The sequence below is a fragment of the Pseudomonas sp. RT6P73 genome, from assembly GCF_054897715.1.
This window is the reverse complement of sequence record NZ_JBUBUV010000002.1, coordinates 3082006-3099292: the sequence shown is the minus strand read 5'-3', so window position 1 is coordinate 3099292 and position 17287 is coordinate 3082006. Positions and strand designations below refer to the sequence as shown.

At 60.1% G+C, this 17287-nt stretch carries 18 protein-coding genes and 1 pseudogene; 8 read left to right on the top strand and 11 right to left on the bottom strand.

What is annotated here, in order from left to right:
• Positions 1–39 precede the first annotated feature (39 nt).
• Positions 40–1317, top strand: a complete 1278-nt coding sequence (locus ACYZT6_RS14720; protein ID WP_462027528.1) for an NTP/NDP exchange transporter — start codon at positions 40–42, stop codon at positions 1315–1317.
• Positions 1314–2258 (top strand): aldo/keto reductase, encoded by a 945-nt coding sequence (locus ACYZT6_RS14715; protein WP_462027527.1) that lies wholly within the window; start codon positions 1314–1316, stop codon positions 2256–2258. Before ACYZT6_RS14720 ends, ACYZT6_RS14715 begins: the two co-directional genes overlap by 4 nt.
• A gap of 3 nt (positions 2259–2261) precedes the next feature.
• On the opposite strand, the pseudogene ACYZT6_RS14710 reads toward ACYZT6_RS14715, so the two are convergent.
• Both ACYZT6_RS14710 and ACYZT6_RS14705 read right to left on the bottom strand, forming a co-directional pair.
• Positions 2262–2378, bottom strand: a pseudogene (locus ACYZT6_RS14710) (glutathione S-transferase family protein); the annotation flags it as partial.
• 64 nt (positions 2379–2442) lie between these two features.
• Positions 2443–3834, bottom strand: a complete 1392-nt coding sequence (locus ACYZT6_RS14705) for an aldehyde dehydrogenase family protein (RefSeq protein ID WP_462027526.1) — start codon at positions 3832–3834, stop codon at positions 2443–2445.
• Positions 3835–3934: 100 nt separating this feature from the next.
• Here ACYZT6_RS14705 and ptrR point away from each other — a divergent pair, with 100 nt between their 5' ends.
• On the top strand, positions 3935–4813 hold the full coding sequence (gene ptrR, locus ACYZT6_RS14700) for a putrescine utilization regulator PtrR (RefSeq protein WP_462027525.1): 879 nt from the start codon (positions 3935–3937) through the stop codon (positions 4811–4813).
• A 196-nt stretch (positions 4814–5009) separates the two neighbouring features.
• Here the strand turns inward: ptrR and ACYZT6_RS14695 are convergent, their stop codons facing one another.
• Positions 5010–5906, bottom strand: a complete 897-nt coding sequence (locus ACYZT6_RS14695; RefSeq protein ID WP_462027524.1) for a LysR substrate-binding domain-containing protein — start codon at positions 5904–5906, stop codon at positions 5010–5012.
• A gap of 146 nt (positions 5907–6052) precedes the next feature.
• On the opposite strand from ACYZT6_RS14695, the gene ACYZT6_RS14690 reads away from it, so the two are divergent.
• Together ACYZT6_RS14690 and ACYZT6_RS14685 are read left to right on the top strand one after the other, a co-directional pair.
• Positions 6053–7354, top strand: a complete 1302-nt coding sequence (locus ACYZT6_RS14690) for an NAD(P)/FAD-dependent oxidoreductase (RefSeq protein WP_462027523.1) — start codon at positions 6053–6055, stop codon at positions 7352–7354.
• A 38-nt stretch (positions 7355–7392) separates the two neighbouring features.
• Positions 7393–8481 (top strand): polyamine ABC transporter substrate-binding protein, encoded by a 1089-nt coding sequence (locus ACYZT6_RS14685; protein ID WP_462027522.1) that lies wholly within the window; start codon positions 7393–7395, stop codon positions 8479–8481.
• A gap of 46 nt (positions 8482–8527) precedes the next feature.
• Here ACYZT6_RS14685 and msrA read toward each other — a convergent pair whose 3' ends face one another.
• From msrA to ACYZT6_RS14655, 6 genes are all read right to left on the bottom strand, one after another.
• Positions 8528–9034, bottom strand: coding sequence for a peptide-methionine (S)-S-oxide reductase MsrA (msrA, locus tag ACYZT6_RS14680; RefSeq protein WP_462027521.1), 507 nt, complete (start codon positions 9032–9034; stop codon positions 8528–8530).
• A gap of 5 nt (positions 9035–9039) precedes the next feature.
• Entirely contained in the window at positions 9040–9501 is a 462-nt protein-coding gene (locus tag ACYZT6_RS14675) for a MarR family winged helix-turn-helix transcriptional regulator (RefSeq protein WP_462027520.1), read from the bottom strand.
• A gap of 144 nt (positions 9502–9645) precedes the next feature.
• The gene (locus ACYZT6_RS14670; protein ID WP_462027519.1) at positions 9646–10098 is read right to left on the bottom strand and encodes an Ohr family peroxiredoxin; all 453 of its coding nucleotides are present in this window, start codon (positions 10096–10098) and stop codon (positions 9646–9648) included.
• Between the two features lie 111 nt (positions 10099–10209).
• Entirely contained in the window at positions 10210–10662 is a 453-nt protein-coding gene (locus ACYZT6_RS14665; protein WP_462027518.1) for an Ohr family peroxiredoxin, read from the bottom strand.
• A 537-nt stretch (positions 10663–11199) separates the two neighbouring features.
• Positions 11200–11619 (bottom strand): organic hydroperoxide resistance protein, encoded by a 420-nt coding sequence (locus ACYZT6_RS14660; protein WP_462027517.1) that lies wholly within the window; start codon positions 11617–11619, stop codon positions 11200–11202.
• Positions 11620–11789: 170 nt separating this feature from the next.
• Positions 11790–12572 (bottom strand): SDR family NAD(P)-dependent oxidoreductase, encoded by a 783-nt coding sequence (locus ACYZT6_RS14655; RefSeq protein ID WP_462027516.1) that lies wholly within the window; start codon positions 12570–12572, stop codon positions 11790–11792.
• Positions 12573–12767: 195 nt separating this feature from the next.
• On the opposite strand from ACYZT6_RS14655, the gene ACYZT6_RS14650 reads away from it, so the two are divergent.
• Positions 12768–13217, top strand: a complete 450-nt coding sequence (locus tag ACYZT6_RS14650; RefSeq protein ID WP_462027515.1) for a winged helix-turn-helix transcriptional regulator — start codon at positions 12768–12770, stop codon at positions 13215–13217.
• A gap of 145 nt (positions 13218–13362) precedes the next feature.
• Positions 13363–13815 carry a cupin domain-containing protein gene (locus tag ACYZT6_RS14645; protein WP_462027514.1) on the top strand — a complete coding sequence of 151 codons (453 nt, stop codon included), beginning with the start codon at positions 13363–13365 and terminating at the stop codon, positions 13813–13815.
• Positions 13816–13865: 50 nt separating this feature from the next.
• Here the strand turns inward: ACYZT6_RS14645 and ACYZT6_RS14640 are convergent, their stop codons facing one another.
• Positions 13866–14993, bottom strand: coding sequence for a DmpA family aminopeptidase (locus tag ACYZT6_RS14640; protein ID WP_462027513.1), 1128 nt, complete (start codon positions 14991–14993; stop codon positions 13866–13868).
• A 197-nt stretch (positions 14994–15190) separates the two neighbouring features.
• Positions 15191–16294, bottom strand: coding sequence for an extracellular solute-binding protein (locus ACYZT6_RS14635; RefSeq protein WP_462027512.1), 1104 nt, complete (start codon positions 16292–16294; stop codon positions 15191–15193).
• A 111-nt stretch (positions 16295–16405) separates the two neighbouring features.
• On the opposite strand from ACYZT6_RS14635, the gene ACYZT6_RS14630 reads away from it, so the two are divergent.
• Complete coding sequence (locus ACYZT6_RS14630) at positions 16406–17179, top strand: helix-turn-helix transcriptional regulator (RefSeq protein WP_462027511.1); 774 nt, start codon at positions 16406–16408, stop codon at positions 17177–17179.
• Positions 17180–17287 lie beyond the last annotated feature (108 nt).

Below are 17287 nucleotides of genomic sequence, written 5' to 3'. Positions count from 1 at the left end.
AGCCGGGCACACCCAGCGCGGCTACAGAGGAGGGCGCCCATGCCCATCGCTGCACAGTGGCTCAACGTCCAGCCAGGCGAAAGAACGGCGCTGATGCTTGGGTTCGGGTTCCATTTCTGCGTGCTGGCCAGCTATTACCTGGTACGACCGCTGCGCGATGCCTTGGGCCTTGAGGGCGGTGCCGACAAATTGCAGTGGCTGTTCACGGCAACTTTCGTGGTGATGCTGCTGATGGTCCCGGTGTTCGGTGCGCTGGCCTCGCGGCTGCCGGCCACGCGTTTCGTGCCGCTGATCTACCGCGTGATCGCCGTATCGATGCTGGTATTTGGCGTGTTGATCGCCAACCACATCGCGCCGGTGGCCGTCGGGCGGGTGTTTTTCGTCTGGATCAGCATCTACAACCTGTTCATCGTCACGATTTTCTGGAGCGTGCTGGTCGACCGGTTTACCAGCGAACAAGGACGGCGGCTGTTCGGCTTCATCGCGGCGGGCGGCACCCTGGGCACGTTCATCGGGCCGTTGCTGGCGGCGACCATGGCCACGCGTCTGGGCCCGGTAGCGTTGACCGTCACGGCGGCGTTGCTGCTGGAAATCGCGGTGCGCTGCTATCGGGCGCTGCTGTTCCGGACGCAGTCACAGTCCGGCAGCCGCTTGCTGGATGATCGACGCATGGGCGGCAGCATGCTGGGCGGGATCACGCTGATTGTGCGTTCACCTTATCTGCTGGGGCTGGTGCTGTTCATGCTGCTACACACCAGCGCCGCGACCTTGTTGTATTTCGAGCAGGGACGGATTGTGGCGGGTAGCTATGCTGATGTGGCCAGCCGAACGCAATTCTTCGCCATTGTCGATTTGATCGTGTCGGCACTGACCTTGATCTTTCAACTGCTGCTGACGGCGCCGTTGATTCGTTTGATCGGTGTCGGCGGGGCGCTGGTGGCGTTGCCGTTGGCGACGATCGCGGCGTTTACCGCCATGGCCCTGGCGCCCGTGCCAACCACCGTCGCACTGGCGCAGGGGCTGCGTCGTGCGGTCGAGTTCGCCATCGTGCGCCCGGCGCGCGAGGTGTTGTGGACCGTGGTCAGCCGCGAGGAAAAGTACAAGGCCAAGAATGTGATCGAAACCCTGGTGTATCGCGGCGGAGACGCCGCCAGTGGCTGGTTGTCGGTCGGTTTGACGGCACTTGGCGCGGGTTTCGGTCTGGTGGCGCTGCTGATCGTGCCGTTTGCCGGGCTGTGGGGCTGGTTATGTCTGTGGCTGGCCAGGCGCCAGGAACAAACGGCTGACCGTAAAAATGTGGAAGGGCAAATTTCATGATCCACACTGATCGGTACACGCGTCGCCAAATACTCACGCTGGCTGCCGGTGCTTCGGCGGTTTTTACCTTCGGCTCAGCCTTTGCTGCCACCACGCCGTCGAAGGAAACAGGAGGCAAGAATATGCAGACCCGCGCCATTCCTTCCAGCTCCGAGCCATTGCCCATCGTCGGGTTGGGCACCTATCGCGGTTTTGATGTCGAGCCTTCGAGCCCCGCCTACAAACAGCTGCCCGCCGTTCTGCGGGCATTGTTCGAGAAGGGCGGAACGGTGATCGACAGCTCGCCGATGTACGGCCGGGCAGAAGAGACGACCGGTGAATTGCTGTCGATTCATGAGCCGCGCTCGCCTGCTTTCCTGGCCACCAAGGTCTGGACCCGGGGGCGCGAAGAAGGCATCGCGCAGATGGAGCAGTCCTTCAAACTGCTGCAAACCGACCGCATCGATCTGATGCAGATCCACAACCTGCTGGACTGGCAAACCCATCTGCCGACCTTGCGCAAATGGAAGGAAGAAGGGCGCATCCGCTACATCGGTATCACCCATTACACGGCGTCGGCGTATGAGGAAGTGGAAGCAGTGCTCAAGGCCGAGCCCCTGGATTTTTTGCAGATCAACTATGCGCTGGATGACCGTGGCGTCGAGAAACGCATCCTCCCGCTGTGTCGCGAGCGCGGCGTGGCGGTGATCTGCAATCGGCCGTTCGGTGGCGGCAACCTGCTCACCCGCTTGAAGGACAAACCCCTGCCGCGCTGGGCGGCGGACGTGAGGGTCAACAGCTGGGCGCAAATGGCGCTGAAGTTCCTGCTGTCGCATTCAGCGGTGACCTGCGTGATTCCCGGTACCGGCAACCCGCGCTACATGGCGGACAATGCGGGCGCCGGTTTCGGGCCGATGCTGACCGGCGCGCAGCGTGAGCAGTTGATCGATATCGTCGGCTAAGCCCTAGCGAAACCGTTCCGGGAGGGCCTCGGCAAACGGATACATCGAGAAGTAAGGTTTGGCTTCGTCGAGCACCCGCTGGACAGATGGCCGGGCCATCAGTCTTTCGAAATACGCTCCCATCAGCATAGTCCCCGCCTCCAGAGGCCCGGGAGTCAAAAGACTCCCGGGCCTCTGGAGGCGATCAGCGACGATCCAGCCACACGGTTTGCGCGTTGCAGAACTCACGTACCCCGAAGTGCGACAGTTCGCGGCCAAAACCGCTTTTCTTCACGCCGCCAAAGGTGACGCGCGGGTCGCTGGCGCAGTAGCCATTGATGAACACGCCACCGGTTTCCAGTTCGCTGGCCATCTGCTGGGCACGTTCGACGTTGCCGGTGTAGATGGTCGCGGCGAGACCGAACTCGCTGTCATTGGCCAATTCCAGCGCATGAGCTGCATCGCGCGCGGTGATGATCGAGGCCACCGGGCCAAACAATTCCTGCTTGAACGAGGTCATCTGGTCGGTGACATCACCGAAGACAGTCAGCTCGTAGAAGTTGCCCGGGCCTTCAGCCTTTTTGCCGCCGAGCAACAACGTCGCGCCTTCTTCCAGGGTGTCGCGCACCTGTTGATCCAGTTCATCACGCAGGTCAAAGCGAGCCATCGGGCCAATGTACGTCTCGGTCGCCAGTGGATCGCCGACCACCAGTTTGCGCGTGGCCTCGACAAACTTGCGGGTGAATGCTTCGACAATGCCTTGCTCGACAATCAAGCGTTTCGCGGCGGCGCAAACCTGCCCGGTGTTTTGATACCGACCAATCACGGCGGCTTTGACCGCTTCGTCGAGGTCGGCGTCGTTGAGCACGATGAAAGGATCCGAACCGCCCAGCTCCAATACGCATTTCTTTAGCGCTGCTCCGGCCTGCGCGCCGATGGCCATGCCGGCGCGCACGCTGCCGGTGAGGGTGACTGCCGCGATGCGTGGATCGGCGATGGCTGTGGAAACACCTTCCGGCGTGACGTTGATCACCTCGAACACGCCTTCAGGGAAGTCGGCTTGTTTGAAGGCTTCTTGCAGCAGGTAAGCGCTGCCCATCACGTTCGGTGCGTGTTTGAGCACGTAGGTGTTGCCGGCAATCAGCGCAGGAACGGCGCCACGCAGCACCTGCCAGATCGGGAAATTCCACGGCATCACCGCGAGAAGCGGGCCGAGCGGGCGATATTCGATGCGTGCTTTGCCACCTTCCACCAGGGTCGGCTCGGCAGTCAGCATGGCGGGGCCGTGTTCGGCGTACCACTCGCAGAGCTGCGCACATTTTTCAATTTCACCGCGCGCCTGAGTGATCGGCTTGCCCATCTCCAGGGTAATCATCTTGGCCATCGCTGCAGCGTTGTCGCGCAATGCCTGAGCCAGGGCAATCAGGAGTTGTGAGCGCTGCGCAACCGCCGTGCTGCGCCAGACGCGGTACCCGGCAGCGGCACGAGACAGTGCGGCTTGCAGCGCCGAATCGGATTCAAAAGGGTAGTGGCCGACCTGCTCGCCAGTGGCGGGGTTGATCGAAATGGCGTGGGTGTGGCTGGAAACGTTGGTCATGGCACCGTCCTGCAAGGTGGGAATGCGCTCAGGTTACGGTGGCGTTTGTTTTCTGGAAACTGAATAATGCTGAGCATATCGTTCACGTTTGGAGAATGACTTGGATCTGGTTCAGCTGGAAATTTTCAAAGCAGTGGCCGAGCACGGCAGCATCAGCGTGGCCGCCCAGCACATCCATCGGGTGCCGTCGAACCTGACGACGCGGATCAAGCAACTGGAGCAGGATCTCGGCGTGGACCTGTTTATCCGCGAGAAAAGCCGCCTGCGCCTGTCGCCGGCCGGTTGGAGTTTTCTGGATTACGCCCGGCGCATTCTCGACCTGGTCCAGGAAGCCCGGGCGACGGTGGCCGGCGAAGAACCCCAGGGCGCCTTTGCATTGGGTTCGCTCGAAAGCACGGCGGCGGTGCGCATCCCTGAGCTGTTGGCCGCCTATAACCAGAAGCACGCCAAGGTCGAGCTCGACCTGTCTACCGGACCTTCCGGGACCATGATCGACGGCGTGCTGTCGGGCCGACTGGCCGCTGCGTTTGTCGACGGACCGGTGCTGCACCCGGCACTGGAAGGCGTGCCGGCGTTCGAGGAAGAAATGGTGCTGATCGCGCCGCTCAACCATGCCCCGATCCACCGCGCGCAGGACGTCAACGGCGAAAACATCTATGCCTTCCGCTCCAATTGCTCGTACCGACACCACTTCGAAAGCTGGTTCAGCAAGGACGCGGCGGTGCCCGGCAAAATCTTCGAAATGGAGTCCTATCACGGCATGCTGGCCTGCGTCAGCGCCGGTGCCGGCCTGGCGCTGATGCCGCGCAGCATGCTCGAAAGCATGCCGGGCTGCACCACGGTCAGCGTCTGGCCGTTGTCGCAATCCTTCCGGTATTTGCGCACCTGGCTGGTGTGGCGCAGAGGGACGGTGTCGCAGAGCCTGACCATGTTTGTGCGCTTGCTGGAGGAGCGGGGCGTAGTACGGCAAGAAGCCTGAATCCCTGGATAAACGCAAAAACCCTGTAGGAGTGAGCTCTTGTGGCGAGGGGGCTTGCCCCCGTTCGGCTGCGCAGCAGTCGTAAACCCGTTTCATGCGATTTAACTTTGAAATGCCGGGGGCCGCTTCGCGACCCAACGGGGGCAAGCCCCCTCGCCACAAGAGCTCGCTCCCACATTGGGTATTCGTATCGACGTCAGTCGGCGTGCTGTTCAGCCTGCCCGGCAAACCATTGCATAACCTGCGCGCACGCCGGATGAGACACCGCCGACGGTTGCACGCACAGCGAATAGACGCCTCGGGTCTTCAATGGTCGACCGAACGGAACGACCAGCACCCCGCGATCAATTGATTCCTGCGCCAGGGTCAAGTCCGTCACCGCCACCCCCAGCCCGCGCGCCGCAGCATCAAGCGCCAACTCGTCGAGGTTGAAGGGAATGTGCCGATAGTCCCCCAGCGGCTTGCCGTCATTGGCGGCCAGCCACTCAATCCAGGCTTGCTGGTCGGCCGAACGGTGCAGCAGCGGGAAACGCACCAGATCCTCCATCGACGCCAGCGGTTGGGTTTCGCTGGCCAGACCGGGCGCACACACCGGCACCAGCGCTTCCTCGAACAGGGTCAGGCAAGCGGGGTCGCTGGACGGTTCGGGCAGGTAGAGAATGTAGGCGTCGCTGTCGCTGGCCGGCTCGACGATCTCGGTCGCCACGGTTTCGATAGACAAGGAAACGTCCGGGTGACTGCGATAAAAATCGCTCAGTTTCGGCAGCAACCAGCGCACCGCCAGCGACACATGCATGCGGATGCGGAACGGGCGTTTTTGCGGAGACAGCCGATCCTCAAGGGTTTTCAGTTGTTCGAGGATAGTGCGCGCGCTGGCCAATACCTGTTCGCCTTCCGGTGTCAGGCGAATGCTGCGGCTGCTGCGGACGAACATCGGCACGCCGAAATGACTTTCCAGCTGCTGGATTTGCCGGCTGACGGCGCTCTGGGTCAGGCAAAGCTTATGCGCCGCTTGGGTAAAGCTGCCCGAGTCAGCAACTTCCACCAGCGCCTGCATGGCTTGAAGGGAGGGGACGTGACGAATCTTATCCATGCGTTTTATGAATGGCTCAATGAATTTATAACGTTGGTTGTATCACCGAAGACCTAATAAATTCTAGACGTAGTAGCCGCCATCACTCATTGCCTATGCAATTACCGCATGCGCTGGCTAAGAACGACAGTCTAGGCAGGTGACGCATGAATAATGAATGTGGCTGGATCGCGCAAGCCGGGAGTGCTCCGGCGCGTGATCGTCTGATCGGCGCGCAAAAAGCCGATTGGCTGATCATCGGTGCCGGCATTACCGGCCTGAGTGCCGCCCATGCGCTGGCGCAAATGCACCCGCAGGCGCGCATCGTGGTGGTCGACCGGCAGCGCGCAGCGCAGGGCGCTTCGGCGCGTAATTCCGGATTTGTGGTGGCCCATGAACACCCCGCCAACGATGAATTGATCGGCAATTGCGGGTTTGCCGGGTTTGAAGTGGACACGACGATTTCACGAGCCGCCACTGCGGAAGTGCGCGAGGTGATTGCCCGTCATGGCATCGAGTGCGACTTCCGGGACTCGGGCTATTTCTTTGCCGTCAGCGATCCCGGCAAGTTGACCCACATTGACGAAAAGCTGCACATCTTGCGGGCACTCGGCGCATCCGCAGAGTTTCTCGAAGGCGAGCAACTGAATCAGAAACTCGGCACCCGGCATTATCGCGCCGCGATCTGGTGCGGCAAGGGCAACGCGTTGCTGCAACCGGCGAAGTACGTAAAGGGTTTGCTGGAGGCACTGCCGGAGACTGTCACCGTCTACGAAAACACCGACATCACCGGCCTCGAACGTTTGGGTAAAGGGCGTGTGCGGGCCAACGGCATCGATGGCAACATCGAGGCGAAGCAAGTGTTGATCTGCCTCAACGCCTTCGTGCCGCGTGCCGGCATTCAGGACAGCGGCACCTTCGCCATGGAACTCAGCGCCAGCCTTACGCGGCCGTTGAGTGACGAAGAATTTCGCAACATCGGCAGTGTCGAGCCTTGGGGCGTGCTGTCTACCCGTCCGCTCGGCGCCACGGTACGGCTGACGCCCGATCGTCGGGTGATGATCCGCAACACGGCGGAATACCGCTCGCGGGATTTGTCCGGCCATGAACTGGCGATCCGTCGCCAGCACCATGTACTGGGTTTGCAGCGGCGTTTCCCGTGGCTGACCGAGCAGGATATCCAGCACACCTGGACCGGACACCTGAGCGCCTCGCGCTCCGGGCAACCGTTTTTTTCCAGGGTGGAAGAGGGCGTGTTTGCCGTGGCCGGCTGCAATGGTTCGGGCGTGGCGCGCGGCACTCTTTGGGGCCGACTGCTCGCTGAACTGGCATCGGGTGTTGGCTCGTCGCTGCTCAAATCCGTGATGGACAGAGCCCAGCCTGGCTGGCTTCCGCCGCGACCCTTGCTCGACATCGGCGCCCTGTTTCGGATGCGCGTCGAAGCCGTCCGGGCCAGGACAGAAATCTAAATTCCGGTTATCACAAAAGAACAAAAAGGTGATTGAACATGCAGGTCAATACTATTCCCCTGATGGTCGCGCTCACGGCGTTTTCGGCGGTTACTCAAGCGGCTGAAGAGGTCAACATTTCCAACTGGAACGGCTACATCGCCGACGACACCTTGAGCAACTTCACCAAGGAAACCGGGATCAAGGCGACGTACGACATTCATGACAGCAACGAAGTGCTGGAATCGAAACTGATGACCGGCAACACCGGTTATGACGTGGTCAGCCCCTCGAACCATTTCCTGTCGCGACTGATCAAGGCCGGGGCGATTCAAAAGCTGGACAAAAGCCAACTGCCCAACTGGAAAAACCTCGATCCGGCGCTGATGAAAAAGCTCGAGGTCAACGACCCGGGCAACCAGTACGGCTATCCGTACATGTGGGGCACGGCCGGTATTGGCTACAACGTCGAGAAAATCAAAGCGATCTTCGGCACCACCGACGTCACCCATTCCTGGAGCCTGATTTTTGATGAGAACAACATCAAGAAGTTGAGTGAGTGCGGCGTGGCGATTATTGATAACCCGACGCAAATCCTGCCGATCACCCTCAATTACTTGGGGCTGGCGCCTCATAGCCATGAGCCGGCGGATTACAAGAAAGCCGAGCAGGCGTTACTGAAGATCCGGCCTTACATCCAGTATTTCCATGCGTCCAAGTACGTCAGCGACCTGGCCAACGGCAATATTTGCGCGGTGATTGGCTTCAACGGTGACGTGGTGCAAGCGGCGGCCAGTGCCAAGGAAGCCAAGAATGGCATCGAGATCGCCTATTCGATCCCGGACGAAGGCTCAACCCTGTGGCTGGACATGGTGGTCATGCCCAAGAGCGCACCCCACGAGAAGGATGGCTACGCGTACATGAACTACCTGTTGAAGCCTGACGTCATCGCCAACATCAGCAACAGCATCCATTACGCCAACCCGAACCTGGCGGCGGACACCCTGGTCAATCCGGCGGTGAAGCAGGACCTGGCGATTTACCCGCCGAAAAACGTGATGGACAAGTTGTTCACCGTCGAGGATCTGCCCGCCGCGATTGCACGGCTGAGCACACGTCTGTGGACCAAATTGAAAACCAACACCTGACGGAATGGCGCCCGGGTTCCGTGGCTGGAACCCAGGCTTTACCGCGTCATGCTCGCTTCGGCAGTTTCCAGTTCGGCCGAATGAAGTGACAGGTGTAACCGGTCGGCAGTCGTTCAAGGTAGTCCTGATGCTCCGGTTCTGCTTCCCAGAATGGGCCGGCGGGCACGATCTCGGTCACGACACGGCCGGGCCAGATTTTGGAGGCATCCACGTCGGCTGCGGTGTCCTCGGCCACTGCTTGCTGCTCTTCGTTCAGATAGAAAATCGCCGAGCGGTAACTTAGGCCGATGTCATTGCCCTGACGATTGGCGGTCGACGGGTCATGGATCTGGAAGAAAAATTCAAGGATCTGACGGTAGCTGGTGAGGGCCGGATCAAACACGACCTCGATCGCTTCGGCATGGGTGCCATGGTTGCGATAAGTCGCATTGGGCACATCGCCGCCGGAGTAACCGACGCGCGTCGACAGCACACCTGTTTGTTTCCTTATCAGATCCTGCATGCCCCAGAAGCAGCCACCGGCCAGGATTGCGGTTTCAGTTTGCGTGGTCATAGCGCTTACTCCTCAGTGTTCATTGATTTGATCAGGTTGTTGCGCAGGGTCACGATCGCCTTCTGCAGTAACGTGAACTCGTCTTGCGTCAGGCCCGTCGCGCCGGCGAGGCCGTTTTCCGGTTGGTCTTCGCGCAACGCCTTGCCTTGTTTCGTCAGGTTGATGCGCACCTGACGCTCGTCCTCAGGGTCGCGCTGGCGTTGCAGGAAGCCCATCGCTTCCAGTTTCTTCAGGATCGGCGTGAGCGTGTTCGATTCAAGAAACAGCTTTTCGCCGAGGCTGCCGACGGTCTGATTATCCTGCTCCCACAGCGCAACGATGGTGATGTATTGCGTGTAGGTCAGGCCCAGGTGTTCGAGGATCGGCTTGTACGCCTTGCCGAACGCGAGGTTGGTTGAATAGACCGCAAAACACAGGAAGTCGGAGAGCTTCAGGTCTTCGGGTACCGTTTTGTCGGTGGATTTCATGTGTTGCCTCGTTCGTCAAAGACGGCTTTGTCGCCTGCGTGAAATATACCTCGTGTGCGATGGTGTCGTAAGTGCTCTAAGCCGGGACTTGATAAACGGCAAGGGCAGGTTCGACGCAGGGAGTCGAACCCTCCGTGCCGTGCATCACGCCGTGAGGACGTTCAAGTCCACGTCGATGTTGCCGCGCGTTGCCTTCGAGTACGGGCAGATCTGGTCGGCGGTGTGCGCCAGTGTTTTCGCAATGTCGTCTGCGAGGCCGGGTACACGCAGGGTCAAGCGAGCTTGAAGGGAGTACTGCGCACCGGTCTGGCCGACGTCAACTTCGATGTCGACGGACATGTCCGCCGGCAGCACCACGTTCAGGTCATTGGCCACCAGCCCGACGGCGGCGGTGTAGCAGGCCGACCAAGCGCCGGCGAACAGTTGCTCGGCGGCCGGGTGCGGCTGGGTTGCGGCGAACACGTGCGCAGGCTGGGCGTTGCCGGGCGACGAGATGGCGATGTCGAGGCTGCCGTTATGGCCGCGCGAGGTGTTGCCGGTGCGGCTGGCGGTGGTGTGGGTTTTGCCGGTGGCCAGTACTTTTTCGATCTTGCTCATGGGTGATTACCTGAATGTTTCAATAAGGTTGATGTTCGTATGCGCTTACATCGCATGCGATATATAAGATGCTTCTACACATGCAAAAGGGTACTAAAGCTTCCCGGTATTTCAGGCCGTGAGAACGTTCAGGGCCACGTCGATGTTGCCGCGTGTTGCTTTCGAGTACGGGCAGATCTGGTCAGCTGCGTGGGCGATTTCCGTCGCTACACCGTGATCCAGGCCTGGAGCGCGCAGTGTCAGGCGTGCCTGGAGGAAGTAAGCGTCGCCGGTCTGGCCCAGGTCGACTTCGATATCGACGGACAAATCGGATGGAAGCTCAACGTTGCGCTGCTTGGCGGCAAGACCGACGGCGGCGATGTAGCAGGCCGACCATGCACCGGCGAACAATTGCTCGGCTTTCGGGTGCGGTTGGGTGCCTTCGAATTCGTGGACTGGCTTGGCGTTGCCGGGCGACGAAAGCACGATGTCGAGGCTGCCGTTATGGCCGCGGGAAGTGGTGCCATTGCTGCTCATGGTGGTGTGGGTTTTGCCGGAGGCCAGGACTTTTTCGATCTTGCTCATGGGGTGAATCCTCAAAGGTGCATTAGGGCTTGTTTATGTATCGTATGCGTTTGTGTCGTATGCGATAGAAATAATACTCTCGCAGTCGCCAATCCAAGTCAAGAGGGGGAAGGGGGACTTGGCGACGAATGGTCGAATGACTGCGGAGGTGGCATGGCTCCCGATTCTGCGCAACGAAAAAGCCCGCACAGGGCGGGCTTCGGAATCGAGTAGGTGGCCAGCGCTGGTCTCTGGCTTACAAGGTTTATCAGGCTTCTGACAGAACAGTTTTGTGCTGTCCTGCTTCACACGGCATAAGGGCTGGACCTCACCTCGGAGATCTTTCTAACCGTGTACCCTTAGGAGCGCGCCCCACGCTTCCTCGCTATCCTCTTGCGCATCAGTCTGCGTCTTCACCTACAGAATTTAGAATAGCAAAGGCTGCGCAGCGCATACCGGGCTTTTTAGACCGATTTCGTCCTTGCGCAAAAGTGGCAGGATGGAAAACTGCTATCAGCTACAGCCTGCCGGGAAGGCAGGCCGCAGTGGGTGCCTGAATCAGACCAGATTGATCGTGACGTCGATGTTGCCACGGGTCGCTTTGGAGTACGGGCAGGTCTGGTGCGCGGCATCGACCAACGTCCGTGCAACAGCAGGCTCAAGGCCTGGAAGGCTGACATTGAGGCGCGCCTGGAGGAAAAAAGCGTTTTCGGTCTTGCCCAGATCCACTTCGGCATCAACGGCGACGTTACTCGGCAAAGTCACCTTCAACGCGGCAGCTGCTTTACCGATTGCACCGATGAAACAGGCTGACCAACCTGCAGCCAGCAGCTGTTCCGGATTGGTCCCGGCGCCTGAAGAGCCGGGCGGGGAAAGCTTGATGTCCAGACGTCCATCGTCGCTTCGCGACTCGCCGTTGCGGCCGCCAATCGTGTGGGTCTTGCCGGTATAGAGCACGGTGTCGATTTCATTGATCATGACGGGGTTCCTGCTAGAGGTTGGGGGCCTCACCTGTTGCCGCCGGTTCTTTGGGCGAAGGGGTGAGGCCCCCACTTTTTCACCTTTATGTAGTGCCTATGTGTCCTGATCCTGTGGTTGTGTAACGCTGTGTAAGATCGTCAGCGAACATACACACCGATACAAACCCGTTACGCCTGCCAGTTTTTTCTGTGAGCCGGTGCGCCCAGAGGCGAACTGGTTGCACCGCCATCGACGACTATCTCTGCGCCTACGACGTTTGAAGAATCGCTGGAAGCGAGAAACAAGGCGACGGTGGCGACTTCATGCGCTTCACCGATGCGACCGAGGGGGATGGTGGTCTTCAGTTTTTCCTCCAGTGCATCCATTCCAACCGAGGCGGCGTGCGGGTTCCAGACCGGCGTACGTGCAGCCCCGGGCGTGATCTGGTTGACGCGAATGCCACGTGGAGCAAATTCTGCGGCCATCACTCGTGTCATCGAGCGAACGGCGCCTTTGGTGGCGGCGTAGGCGCTGTATGCCGGCCAGCCCATGTCGGCGTGCACTGACCCGTTCAAAATGATCGAAGCCCCCGGGTTGAGGTGCGGTTCGGCCGCTTGCACGGTAAAAAACGTGCCGGTGAGGTTGGTGTTGATGATGTTCTGGAACGTTTCCAGCGTGGTGCCGCCGACCGGGGTCAAGCCCGCAATGCCGGCATTGGCGAACACGATATCCAGCTTGCCGAATACCGCGACCGCTTCTGATACGGCGCGCTCGATCTCTTTCACGTCGGTCAGGTCTGCCTTGATCGCCAGCAGGTTTGGCCCCAGCGCCTCCCGGGCTTCATCCAGGGTTTTTTGACTGCGACCGGTGATCGCCACTTTTGCGCCTTCAGCGATGAACAGTTTGGCGGTGGCCAGGCCGAGGCCGCTGTTGCCGCCGGTGATGAATGCAGTTTTTCCAGCCAGTTTCATTGGGAAACTCCTACGGTTTTATAATGCAACCATTGATGACGAAGTGGCTGTGCGTATGGCACAGAGAACGGGTTACTGGTTTTGTAATGAAACTAAGTGCTGTGATTTTTACCAGCGTTGGTTGTATTATGCAACCACTTGCCGGCTGAAACATTTACATCAGCGTTGGCACCCTTTTGTTGGAGGTTCGTTTACGTGAAGCGCAAAAGCTTGCAGGGCAATCCCTGTCCAGTCGCTCGATCCCTGGATCTGATTGGCGACTGGTGGTCGTTGCTGATCATTCGTGATGCGCTCTCTGGCACGAAGCGCTTCAGTGATTTTCAGAAAAGCCTGAATGTCGCGAAAAACATTCTGAGCACCCGTCTCAAAGGCTTAGTGGCAGAAGGTGTGATGCGCATGGAACCGGCCGCTGACGGCAGTATTTACAAGGAGTATGTGCTGACCGAAAAGGGCAGGGCCTTGCAGACCGTCCTCATTGCCTTGTCGCAGTGGGGCAACGAGTTTTTGTACGAGCCGGGCGAAGCGGGGTCCGTCATGGTCGACGCAAAAGATCGTCAGCCGATCCAGAAGCTGCAATTGGTTTCAACAGACGGACGACCTCTCAAGCCAGAAGACATCGTGACCAAACTGGGCGTACCGCACTGAAGTGCGCCCGCGGTTGTATCCGAACGTATCTCCGACGCCGGCAGTTACCTGGGCATACAAAACCACGCTTTTCTCGACACCTGCGCGATACACCGCGACCTCCTAATGAAGCCACCGCAACCGCGGCTTTCTTTGGAGAATTGCGATGTCCCGTATCAAATCCCGTCACACCGCAGGCCTGCTCGGCATCGCCCTGGCTGCCGCCGTTTCACTCAATGCATTCGCGGCTGAAGAAGCAAAAGCGCCCGCGCAAGCCACTCCGGCGAAAAGCTGGCAGACAGGCCTTCACCGCACGGACCTGGTACGCCAGGACCTCGACATTTCCAAGGGTGAGGTGATTCAGGTTCGTGTCGATTTCGACCCGGGCGTCGTATCCCCCAAGCATTCGCACCCTGGGGTGGAAGTCGCTTACGTGATCTCGGGCACATTCGAGTATCAGCTTGAAGGGCGGGCGCCGATCACGCTTAAGGCCGGCGACTCCTTGTACATCCCCGCAGGCACATCGCACGTCGCGAAGAACGTCGGTGACGGCAAGGCCTCGGAGCTGGCGACTTACCTCGTGAAAAAAGGCACACCACTGTTGATCCTGGATAAATAAGCGATAGCCGCCCGATGCAGTGCATCGGGCGTCATCGTTAAACCGAGTCTTCAGATCCCGCCTGTTTCTCCTGGCCAACCGGCCTGACGCATCGCCTTGAGCAGTGTTTTTGCGTCCAGTCCCGGCACGGTGTGGCCGTTGCCTTCAGTCGTTTCAGCGGCCAGCAGGGCGTTGATAATCGCTTCCTCCACCGCTTCAGTCGCGGCCAAAAACAACTCGCTGATGTGGTCGTTGTTGACCATGCTCAGGTTGTCGCAGGTGGGCGCACCTTTGCCTTCATATGCGGCCGGTGGCACGTGTTGGTTGCCGGTGGCGAAGGCGATGAAGATATCGCCGCTGTGGTCTTCGTTGCCGCCGCCGGTACGCGCAAGCCCGAGGCTGGCGCGCTGTGCGAGACGCGTGCATTGATGCGGCAGCAGCGGCGCATCGGTGGCCAGGCAAACGACGATCGAGCCCATTCCCGGATACGGCAGCGATGCCCTGAGGAACGGTGAGTCAGCCTGCTCCATATAGCGCCCGACCGGGTAACCATCGACACGCAGCTCATTGCGAATGCCATGGTTGGCCTGGACGATGGCGCCGACGGTCCAGCCGCCCTGAGCCTTGCTCAATTGCCGCGACGACGTGCCGATGCCCCCCTTGAATTCGTGACAGATCATCCCGCTGCCGCCGCCCACCGCGCCTTCCATCACCGGTCCGCCCGCGGCATTGCACTGGGCCTCGGCCACATGCTCGGGCTTCACATGAAAGCCGTTGATGTCGCTGAGCAGACCGTCGAAGGTCTCCAGCACCACCGGCATGTTCCAGTAAAGTCGCCCGTCATCGGGCTGAGCTTCTCGATCCAGAGCAATCAGCGCATCACGCACCACGCCCAGGCTGTGGGTGTTGGTGAAGGCGATCGGGCTGGTCAGCAGCCCGGCTTCACGAATCCACTCAAGACCCGTGGCGTCGCCGTTGCCGTTGAGCACATGGACACCGGCAAAACACGGTTGCTGATTGGTGGACCCGACGCGAGGTTCGATCAGGGTTACGCCGGTGTAGATGTCGCGGCCATTGGCCGTGCGGCCACGCACATCGCTATGGCCGACGCGCACGCCGGGCACATCGGTGATGGCGTTCAGGGGGCCGGGTTGCAGTTGGCCGAATTGGATATTCAAATCGCGGGCACGTGGTTTCATCGTTTTTCTCATCTTCAATTCATTCAAAAAATGCGTGGCTGACGCGATCCCTGTAGCAGCTGGCGAAGCCTGCGTTCGGCTGCGCAGCAGTCGTAAAACCGGCTTGCTCGGTACGCCTGACATACCGAGTGCTCTGAAAAGACGACTGCTTCGCAGCCGAACGCAGGCTTCGCCAGCTGCTACAAGTCTCGTTGCGGTTACTGCCCGTTCTTCACCTTGCTCCAGATCCGCGTGCGCACCCGCTCAGTGGCAGGCGGCAACGGCTGAAGGGTGAACAACGTGGCCAGCGCTTCGGCCGACGGATAAACAGCCGGGTTGTTGCGGGTCGCTTCGGCCACCAGCGGTGTCGCGCTGCGGTTGCCGTTGGGGTAGGACAGGTGATCGCTGACCGGGGCGATGACTTCGGGGCGCATTAGGTAGTCGATGAAGGCCAGGCCTTGCTCCGGATGCGGTGCGTCCTTGAGCAACACCAGCGTATCGAACCAGACCGGCGCACCTTCCTTCGGCAGGCTGTAAGCGATCTTCACGCCGTTGTTGGCCTGCTCGGCATTTTTCCTGGCTTCGAGCATCGCGCCGGACCAACCCACCGCCACGCAGATGTTGCCGTTGGCCAGGTCGCTGATGAACTTCGACGAGTTGAAGTAGGCAATGTGCGGACGCAGTTTGAGCAGCAGCGCTTCGGCCTTTTTGTAGTCCGCGGGGTTGGTGCTGTTCGGTGGCAAACCCAGGTAGTGCAGAGCGACCGGCAGCATTTCCGACGGCGAATCGAGCATCGCCACGCCGCACTGGCCGAGCTTGGCCAGGTTCTCTTCGTTGAACACCAGGTCCCATGAATCCACTGGCGCCTTGTCACCCAACGCGGCACGCACCTTGTCGATGTTGTAGCCGATGCCGTTGGTGCCCCACAGGTACGGCACCGCGTATTGGTTACCTGGATCGTTGTTGGCCAGTTTCGCCAGCAAGTCGGTGTCCATGTTCTTGAAGTCCGGCATCTGTGCGCGGGGCAGTGGCGCCAGGGCTCCGGCCTTGATCAGGGTCGGCAGGCTGAAGTTGCTCGCCACCACCACGTCGTACCCACTGCGGCTGGTCAGCAGTTTGCCTTCGAGCACTTCGGCGCTGTCGAAGGTGTCGTAGACCGGCTCGATACCGGTGTCGCGCTTGAAGTCGTGCAGGGTGGTGGGACCGATGTAGTCATACCAGTTGTAGACATGAACCGTGGGACCCTCGGCAGCCACCGCCGACAACGAAACGCACAAACAGGCGCTCAGTCCAAGATTGATCTGTTGACGGGGACGACTCATGATGCGGCACTCCTGGCCTGCTGTAGGCCGGTGATGAACAGGTGCTTGCAGCGTATCGGCAGGCGGGGTACTCACCCATTCCCATCATGGGTTACTCGAAAGGGGTAGTGCGTGGACGCGTTGTTGAAAGAGTTGCCGGTGCACCAGGGGCTGGCGCGGGTATTTGGCGCGTTGGGTCAGGACGGTTTCTGGCGCGCGCTGGTCGACACGCTGCGGCTGCTGGTGCCACTGGACAACGCGTTGGTCGCGGTTATGAGGGCGGGGCGGGTGCCACGCTTGCTGATCGACTTCGACTCAAAAGGTGGCGCCACCGAGCAAGAAGAACTGGCGGACTACAGCGCTGGCATGTACCTGCTCGATCCGTTTTACCAGGCCGCTTGTGCCGGCATTGCCGATGGCTTGCACGGCCTGGATTCGGTGGCCCCCGACCAGTTTCAGCAAAGCGAGTATTACCTGAGCTACTTTCGCTCGGTGGTGGGCGGTGACGAATTGCAGTTCATGGTCAACATCGACGGCGCCGTGCTCGGTTTATCGCTGGGGCGCTCGACGCGGTTCACCCTCGAAGAGCAGGGACGTCTGCTGTGCGTGCGGGATTGGGTACTGTCGGCAATGCGCCGGCATCTGCAGTTGATGCCGCCGGAAGGCACGACAGCCGAGGCCGTGGCCGGCGATCTGGCGACCTTGCTGGATCGCTTCGACGCGCGATTGTCCATGCGGGAAGTAGAAACGGCGCGACTGATTCTCCAGGGCTTCTCCAGCAAAGCCATCGCCCAGCAAATGGGCATCTCCCCGGAGACGGTGAAGGTGCATCGACGCAATCTCTATCACAAGCTCAACGTGAACGGTCACGGCGAGCTGTTTGCGCTGGTGTTGCAGCCGCGTTGAATCCGAGGCCGCCTACATATCTTGGGTCCGCTACAGATCCCTGTGGGAGCGGGCTTGCCCGCGATGGCAATGTAATTGACGAAATCAATGTTGGATCTGACGGCCTCA

Excerpts from the sequence above, each read along its gene's own strand:
- ACYZT6_RS14675 (WP_462027520.1), bottom strand. The coding sequence starts at position 9,501 with ATGAAATCCACCGACAAAACGGTACCCGAAGACCTGAAGCTCTCCGAC.
- ACYZT6_RS14645 (WP_462027514.1), top strand. The coding sequence starts at position 13,363 with ATGTCCCGTATCAAATCCCGTCACACCGCAGGCCTGCTCGGCATCGCC.
- ACYZT6_RS14695 (WP_462027524.1), bottom strand. The coding sequence starts at position 5,906 with ATGGATAAGATTCGTCACGTCCCCTCCCTTCAAGCCATGCAGGCGCTG.
- ACYZT6_RS14690 (WP_462027523.1), top strand. The coding sequence starts at position 6,053 with ATGAATAATGAATGTGGCTGGATCGCGCAAGCCGGGAGTGCTCCGGCG.
- ACYZT6_RS14655 (WP_462027516.1), bottom strand. The coding sequence starts at position 12,572 with ATGAAACTGGCTGGAAAAACTGCATTCATCACCGGCGGCAACAGCGGC.
- ACYZT6_RS14665 (WP_462027518.1), bottom strand. The coding sequence starts at position 10,662 with ATGAGCAAGATCGAAAAAGTCCTGGCCTCCGGCAAAACCCACACCACC.
- ACYZT6_RS14720 (WP_462027528.1), top strand. The coding sequence starts at position 40 with ATGCCCATCGCTGCACAGTGGCTCAACGTCCAGCCAGGCGAAAGAACG.
- ACYZT6_RS14715 (WP_462027527.1), top strand. The coding sequence starts at position 1,314 with ATGATCCACACTGATCGGTACACGCGTCGCCAAATACTCACGCTGGCT.
- ACYZT6_RS14670 (WP_462027519.1), bottom strand. The coding sequence starts at position 10,098 with ATGAGCAAGATCGAAAAAGTACTGGCCACCGGCAAAACCCACACCACC.
- ACYZT6_RS14685 (WP_462027522.1), top strand. The coding sequence starts at position 7,393 with ATGCAGGTCAATACTATTCCCCTGATGGTCGCGCTCACGGCGTTTTCG.
- ACYZT6_RS14705 (WP_462027526.1), bottom strand. The coding sequence starts at position 3,834 with ATGACCAACGTTTCCAGCCACACCCACGCCATTTCGATCAACCCCGCC.
- ACYZT6_RS14660 (WP_462027517.1), bottom strand. The coding sequence starts at position 11,619 with ATGATCAATGAAATCGACACCGTGCTCTATACCGGCAAGACCCACACG.
- ACYZT6_RS14635 (WP_462027512.1), bottom strand. The coding sequence starts at position 16,294 with ATGAGTCGTCCCCGTCAACAGATCAATCTTGGACTGAGCGCCTGTTTG.
- ACYZT6_RS14640 (WP_462027513.1), bottom strand. The coding sequence starts at position 14,993 with ATGAAACCACGTGCCCGCGATTTGAATATCCAATTCGGCCAACTGCAA.
- msrA (WP_462027521.1), bottom strand. The coding sequence starts at position 9,034 with ATGACCACGCAAACTGAAACCGCAATCCTGGCCGGTGGCTGCTTCTGG.